The 6,319-nt window shown below is 72.6% G+C and carries 6 protein-coding genes; 3 read left to right on the top strand and 3 right to left on the bottom strand.

What is annotated here, in order from left to right:
- The 3 genes from AAC134_RS23220 to AAC134_RS23210 form a co-directional block, all read right to left on the bottom strand.
- The coding region (locus AAC134_RS23220) for an enoyl-CoA hydratase-related protein (RefSeq protein ID WP_339952080.1) at positions 1 to 770 on the bottom strand (770 nt) is incomplete at its 3' end.
- 29 nt (positions 771 to 799) lie between these two features.
- Positions 800 to 958: a hypothetical protein gene (locus AAC134_RS23215; protein WP_339952078.1), complete on the bottom strand. Its 159-nt coding sequence runs from the start codon at positions 956 to 958 to the stop codon at positions 800 to 802.
- Between the two features lie 64 nt (positions 959 to 1,022).
- Positions 1,023 to 2,207, bottom strand: a complete 1,185-nt coding sequence (locus tag AAC134_RS23210) for a lipid-transfer protein (protein ID WP_339952076.1) — start codon at positions 2,205 to 2,207, stop codon at positions 1,023 to 1,025.
- Positions 2,208 to 2,392: 185 nt separating this feature from the next.
- Here AAC134_RS23210 and AAC134_RS23205 point away from each other — a divergent pair, with 185 nt between their 5' ends.
- The 3 genes from AAC134_RS23205 (at position 2,393) to AAC134_RS23195 (ending at position 6,248) form a co-directional block, all read left to right on the top strand.
- Positions 2,393 to 3,019 carry a TetR/AcrR family transcriptional regulator gene (locus tag AAC134_RS23205; RefSeq protein ID WP_339952074.1) on the top strand — a complete coding sequence of 209 codons (627 nt, stop codon included), beginning with the start codon at positions 2,393 to 2,395 and terminating at the stop codon, positions 3,017 to 3,019.
- Between the two features lie 64 nt (positions 3,020 to 3,083).
- Positions 3,084 to 4,640 (top strand): long-chain fatty acid--CoA ligase, encoded by a 1,557-nt coding sequence (locus AAC134_RS23200; protein ID WP_339952072.1) that lies wholly within the window; start codon positions 3,084 to 3,086, stop codon positions 4,638 to 4,640.
- An 84-nt stretch (positions 4,641 to 4,724) separates the two neighbouring features.
- Positions 4,725 to 6,248: an AMP-binding protein gene (locus tag AAC134_RS23195; RefSeq protein ID WP_339952070.1), complete on the top strand. Its 1,524-nt coding sequence runs from the start codon at positions 4,725 to 4,727 to the stop codon at positions 6,246 to 6,248.
- Positions 6,249 to 6,319 lie beyond the last annotated feature (71 nt).

Genomic DNA, 6,319 nt, shown 5'->3' with positions numbered 1-6,319 from the left:
CGTTCGACGAAGGCGGCGGCGCCTTCGCGCAGGTCCTCGGTCTGGAAGAGGATCGCCTGCTCGCCGGCCTCGGCGTCCAGGGTCCGGGCCAGGTCGGCGGTCCAGCCCTCGCGCAGCTGGCGCTTGATCGTGGCGAGCGACAGGGGCGGGCCGGAGGCCAGCGCCCGGGCCGCGGCCATCGCCTCCTCGGCCAGCGCCTCGTCGTCGACCACCGACCAGATCATCCCCCAGCGCTCGGCCTCCTCGGCCGCGATCGGCCGGGCGAGCATCGCCATGCCGCGGGCCTTCGCCGCCCCCGCCAGCCGCTGGACCAGCGCCGAGGTCCCCCCGTCCAGCGCCGCCCCCAGCCGCCCGAAGCTGAGCAGGAACTTCGCCGAACGCGCCGCGATCACCACGTCGCCGGCAAGCGCGATGCCCACCCCCGCCCCCGCGGCCGGGCCGTTGACCGCGCAGACCACGGGCTTGGGCCCCTCGCGCAGGGCGAGGATCAGGGGGCTGAGCTCGGCCCGCATCCCCTCGGCGATCGAGGCGCCCGAGGCGAAGACCTCGCCGCCCAGCTGCGCGCCGGCGCAGAAGCCGCGGCCCTCGCCGGTCAGCAGGATCGCGCGGACCTCCGGGTCGGCCAGCGCCCGCTCGACCGCGCGCTTCAGGGCCCCGATCATCGGCAGGGTCAGGGCGTTGAGCTGGGCGGGGTTGTTGAGCCGCAGCACCGCGACCGCGCCCTCGCGGCTCTCGATCACCGCCTCTTCGGGGGTGGGGGCATCTGTCATCTCGGGTCCTTTCCGGGTTGCCGCCGCCATCAGATCAGCAAACCGCCGCCGCAGACCAGCGCCTGTCCGGCGAGCCTCGCCTCGCCGCCCGGCCGGACGGTCGCGGCGAAGCGGCGCGGGACGCCGCGCAGGCGGTCGGGCGAGATCGCCTCGGCGAGCGCCCGGCCCCGGCGGGCCGTCGACGGCATGCCGGGGGCGACGACGTCCTCGACCCCCGCGGCGCGGGGCGCCTCGAGGTCCTCATGGATCGGCTCAGCCCCGCTCGTAGAGGGTGGTCACGCAGGCGCCGCCGAGGCCGAGGTTGTGCTGAAGCGCCAGCCGCGCGCCCTCGACCTGGGTCGCCTCGGCCGCGCCGCGCAGCTGGCGGGTCAGCTCATAGCACTGAGCGAGGCCCGTGGCGCCCAGCGGGTGGCCCTTGGACAGCAGCCCGCCGGAGGGGTTGGTGACCGTGCGCCCGCCATAGGTGTTGTCGCCCGCATCGATGAAGCGCTCGGCCCCGCCCTCGGAGCACAGGCGCAGGGCCTCGTAGGTGATCAGCTCGTTGTGGGCGAAGCAGTCGTGCAGCTCGACCACGTCGAGGTCCTCGGGCCCCACGCCGGCGGCCTCATAGACCTGGTCGGCGGCGGCGCGGGCCATGTCGTAGCCGACCACCCGCATCATGTCGCGGGCCTCGAAGGTCGAGGGCGTGTCGGTGGTCATCGCCTGGGCGCGGATCGAGACCGAGCGGTCGAGCCCGCGCTTCTGCGCGAATCGCTCCGAGACCAGCACCGCCGCCGCCGCCCCGCAGGTGGGCGGGCAGGCCATCAGCCGGGTCATCACGCCGGGCCAGATCACCTGGTCGGCGAGCACGTCCTCGGCCGAGACCTCCTTGCGGAACACGGCCTTGGGGTTCTTCGCGGCGTGGCGGGAGGCCTTGGCGCGGATCTTGGCGAAGGAGGACAGCGGGGTGCCGTGCTTCTCCATGTGGCTCAGCCCGGCGCCGCCGAAGTAGCGCAGCGCCAGCGGAATGCCCGGCTGGCCGACCAGCGCGTCGGTCGCCTCGTCGAAGGCGGCGAAGACGTTGTCGCGGTCCGAGAAGACCGCCCCCAGCGCGCCGGGGTTCATCTGCTCGAACCCCAGCGCCAGCACGCAGTCGGCCAGGCCCGATTCCACCGCCTGCCGGGCCAGGAACAGCGCCGTCGAGCCGGTGGAGCAGTTGTTGTTGACGTTCACGATCGGGATGCCCGTGGCGCCGACCTGGTAGAGCGCCCGCTGCCCGCAGGTCGAGTCCCCGTAGACATAGCCCGCATAGGCCTGGGCCACGTCCTCGTAGGCGATCCCGGCGTCGGCCAGCGCCAGGCGCGCGGCCTCGGCCCCCATGGCGTGATAGGGCGCGCTCGCCCCCGGCTTGGCGAAGGGGATCATCCCCACCCCGGCCACATGCGCCTTTGCCGACATCGCGCGCCCTCCCTGGCTTCCCGGGCGAATCTTACCCGTGGACATCTGATTACCCATTGGTAATAAGAAGACTGGCGGTCGTGGTCAACGGCCGCCTTCGGCGCCATCATGGCGGACGGACCACAGCGACTGGGACCACAGCGACTGGGACCACAGCGACTGGGACGACAGGAGACGACGCGCGGATGAGCAGCCCGGCGACCCGGATCTCGCCCTTCCCGACGCCCGAGCGGCGCCGCCGCGAGCGCTCGGCCAAGCGCGAGGCGATCCTCGACACGGCGCTGGCCCTGTTCCTCGAGCAGGGCTACCACCACGTCACCCTCAACCAGGTGGCCGAGCGCCTGCACATCACCAAGCCCGCGCTCTACAACTACTTCGCCGGCAAGACCGAGATCCTGTTCGCCTGCTGGATGGCCGGGTTCGAGCACGCCGCCGCGGGGATCGAGCGGATCGCGGCCGGGCCCGGCGACGGGCTGACCCGGCTGCGCGCGCTGATCCGCGCCTACGGTCTGCTGATGACCACGCCGCGCGGGCGCTGCCTGATCCGCTTTGACGACAACGACTTCACGCCCGAGCAGCGCGACCGCATCTCGGGGTGCAAAAAGCAGGTGGACGCCGCCTTCCGCGGCTGGATCGCGGCGGGGATCGAGGACGGCTCGATCCGGCCCTGCGACCCCAAGATGGCCGCCTTCATGATCGGCGGCGCGCTGAACTGGATCGGCCAGTGGCACCGCGACGACGGGCCGATGAGCCCCGAAGCGGTGGTCGAGGACTTCGCCGAGCGCCTGACCACGGGCCTCGCGACCCGGTGAGACCGGGTGAGAGAGCGGCGCGACGGGGCCGGCAGACGCCCCGCGCGCGATATGGGAGGATGAGATGAATCTCACGCACGGACTGCGCCGGACGGCGCAGATCAACGCCAATGGCGTCGCGACCGGCTTCGAGGGCCGCCATCGCACCTGGGGCGAGGTGGCCGGCCGCGTGGCGCGCGTCGCCGGCGGCCTGCGCGAGCTTGGCGCCGCGGAGGGGGAGCGGGTGGCGATCCTGTCGCTGAACTCGGACCTCTACCTCGAGGCCTACCTCGCCGTCGCCTGGGCGGGCGCGGTGATCGTGCCGCTGAACGTGCGCTGGAGCGCGATCGAGAACCGCGACGCGCTCGAGGACTGCCGGGCCAGGGTGCTGATCGTCGACCGCGCCTTCGCCGAGCTGGGCGCCGAGATCGCCGCCGACGTCCACGGCCTGGCGCTGGTCTACGCCGACACCGGCGAGACGCCCTCGGGCATGGTCGCGTGGGAGAGGCTGGCGACGGCTTCGGACCCCATCCCCGACGCGATGCGCAAGGCCGGGGACCTGGCGGGGATCTTCTACACCGGCGGCACCACCGGACGCTCGAAAGGGGTGATGCTCTCGCACGGCAACCTGACCGCCAACGCCTTCAACGCGCTCGCCGAGGGGCTGTTCGACGCCAGCTGCACCTACCTCCACGCGGCGCCGATGTTCCACCTGGCCAACGGGGCGGCGATGGTCTCGCTGCTGATGTCGGGCGGCTCGAACCGGATGATCCGGGCCTTCTCGCCCGACGCGGTGCTGACGGCGATCCAGGACGAGAAGATCACCGACGTGCTGCTGGTGCCCACGATGATCCAGATGCTGGTCGATCACCCCACGGTGGGCGACTACGACCTCGGCTCGCTGCGCCGGGTGGTCTACGGCGCCTCGCCGATCTCCGAGGCGGTGCTCGACCGGGCGACGAAGGCCCTGCCCGGGGTCGAGTTCGTGCAGGCCTACGGGCAGACCGAGCTCTCGCCCATCGCCACCCTCCTGCACTGGAAGGAGCATGTCGGCGAGGCCCGCGCCGCGGGCCGCCACCGCTCGGCCGGCCGGGCCACGCTGGGCTGCGAGGTGCGGATCGTGGACCCCGACGACACCCCGGTCCCCGCCGGCGCCGTCGGCGAGATCTGCGTGCGCGGCGACGTGGTGATGATGGGCTACTGGGAGCGTCCCGAGGAGACCGCCGCCGCGCTCAAGGGCGGCTGGATGCACACCGGCGACGGCGGCTATCTCGACGAGGACGGCTTCGTCTTCGTGGTCGACCGGGTGAAGGACATGATCATCACCGGGGGCGAGAACGTCTATTCGGTCGAGGTCGAGAACGCGCTCGCCCAGCATCCCGCCGTCGCCCAGGCCGCCGTCATCGGCATCCCCCACGAACACTGGGGCGAGCAGGTGCACGCCGTGGTCCATCTCGCCCCCGGCGCCGAGGTCGACGAGGCCGAGCTGATCGCGCACTGCCGCGCGCGCATCGCCCACTACAAGGCGCCCCGCTCGGTCGAGCTGCGCGCCGAGCCGCTGCCGCTGTCGGGGGCGGGCAAGATCCTCAAGCGCGACCTGCGCGCCCCCTTCTGGGACGCGGCGCAGCGCAACGTCAGTTGAGCGGCCGGGCCGGGAGGGCGGACGAACCGCCCCCCGGCGTCACGCGGGACGGCGCACGCAGAGGCGCCGCAAGGGAGGACGATCATGGATAGAGCGCTGGGGAAGATGCTGCCCGGCAGCCTGTTGTCGACGGCCGCGATCCGCGGCGCGGACCGCACCGCGGTGATCTGCGCAGGGACCGGGCGTCGGGTCAGCTACGCCGAGATCGACGCGCGCGCCAACCGCCTGGCCAACGCGCTGGGCGCCGCGGGCTTGGCCAAGGGCGACGTGCTCGCCTTCCTGGTCTCGAACCGCGCCGAGATCGTGGAGATCTACTTCGCCCTGGCGCGGGCCGGCATCGTCGGCGTGCCGCTGAACTACCGCCTCGCGCCCCCGGAGCTGGACGGGCTGATGCAGGCGATGGGCGCCCGCGGCCTGATCTACGAGGACCGCTTCGCCGCCGCCGCCGGAGCCTGCGCCCATGGCCGCGACCTGCGCGTGCGGATCGGCAAGGACGAGAGCTCGGCGACCGACTACGAGGCGATGCTGGCCGGGGCCGCCGCCACGCCGCCGGGGGTGGAGGTCGAGGAGAGCGATCCCTTCTACTTCAACCTCACCTCCGGCACCACGGGCCTGCCGAAGTCCTATCTGCTGTCGCAGTACAACAACTCGACGCTGGCGCCGATGTTCATCGCCTTCGACTGCACGCCGCGCGACGTGATGATGACCGTGTTCCCCGCCTTCGGCCGGGTCGGCTTCGCCTGGATCGGCGCGGCGATGATCTACCAGGCGCCCAACGTGCTGATGAACTTCGACCCCGTGGCGGTGCTCAGGGCCATCGAGGCCGAGCGGGCGACCATCGTCAACCTGGTCCCCACCATGGCCGCGATGCTGCTGACCGCGCAGGCCGAGGTTCAGGCCGACCTGAGCTCGCTGCGCGCCGTGGTCTTCGCCGGCTCCTCGCTGCCCGAGCCGATCCGGCGGGCCACCGAGGCGCAGCTCTGCCCCCACGTCTACGAGTATTACGGCATGCAGGAGACCGGCGCCCTGGTCGCCTCGAGCCCGCAGGACCGCAGGCGGTCGCCCGGCTCGGTCGGGCGGGCGGTGCTGTTTGCCGACGTGAAGGTGGTCGACGAGGTCGGCCGCGACCTGCCCGCGGGCGAGACCGGCGAGATCGTGGGCCGCTCGCCCAACGCCGCGACGGCCTACTTCGCGAACCCCGAGAAGACCGCCGAGACCTTCCGCAACGGCTGGATCCACACCGGCGACCTCGGCTCGATCGACGCCGAGGGCTATCTGACCATCCGCGGGCGCAAGAAGGACATGATCGTCACCGGCGGCCAGAACGTGCACGCCGCCGAGGTCGAGGAGGTCCTGCTCGACCACCCCGCCGTCCAGGACGCCGCCGTCTTCGCGCTGCCCCACGAGGTCTGGGGCGAGGCCGTCACCGCCCTGATCGTCGCCGCCCCCGGCGCAGTCGACGCCGCCGCCCTCGAGGCCCACTGCCGCGCCCGCATGGCCGGCTTCAAGACCCCCAAGCGCTTCCTCTTCGACACCGACCCGCTCCCCCGCACCCCCACAGGCAAGGTCCAGAAGTTCCTGCTCGTCGAGCGGTTCTCCCCGACTTAGCCCAAGCAGGGATGAGCCCGCAGACCTTCGCGACGCTCCCAGAAAAGCGCGACAAATGCCGGGCGGGACAG

The sequence above is a fragment of the uncultured Albimonas sp. genome, assembly GCF_963977235.1.
Classification (GTDB): Bacteria; Pseudomonadota; Alphaproteobacteria; order Rhodobacterales; family Rhodobacteraceae; genus Albimonas.
The sequence above is the reverse complement of the archived record's forward strand: the minus strand, read 5'-3'. Positions and strand labels throughout refer to the sequence as shown.

What these genes read in the sequence shown, in the direction of transcription:
- AAC134_RS23210 (WP_339952076.1), bottom strand. Translation starts at nt 2,207, where the DNA reads ATGTCGGCAAAGGCGCATGTGGCCGGGGTGGGGATGATCCCCTTCGCC.
- AAC134_RS23195 (WP_339952070.1), top strand. Translation starts at nt 4,725, where the DNA reads ATGGATAGAGCGCTGGGGAAGATGCTGCCCGGCAGCCTGTTGTCGACG.
- AAC134_RS23215 (WP_339952078.1), bottom strand. Translation starts at nt 958, where the DNA reads ATGCCGTCGACGGCCCGCCGGGGCCGGGCGCTCGCCGAGGCGATCTCG.
- AAC134_RS23205 (WP_339952074.1), top strand. Translation starts at nt 2,393, where the DNA reads ATGAGCAGCCCGGCGACCCGGATCTCGCCCTTCCCGACGCCCGAGCGG.
- AAC134_RS23200 (WP_339952072.1), top strand. Translation starts at nt 3,084, where the DNA reads ATGAATCTCACGCACGGACTGCGCCGGACGGCGCAGATCAACGCCAAT.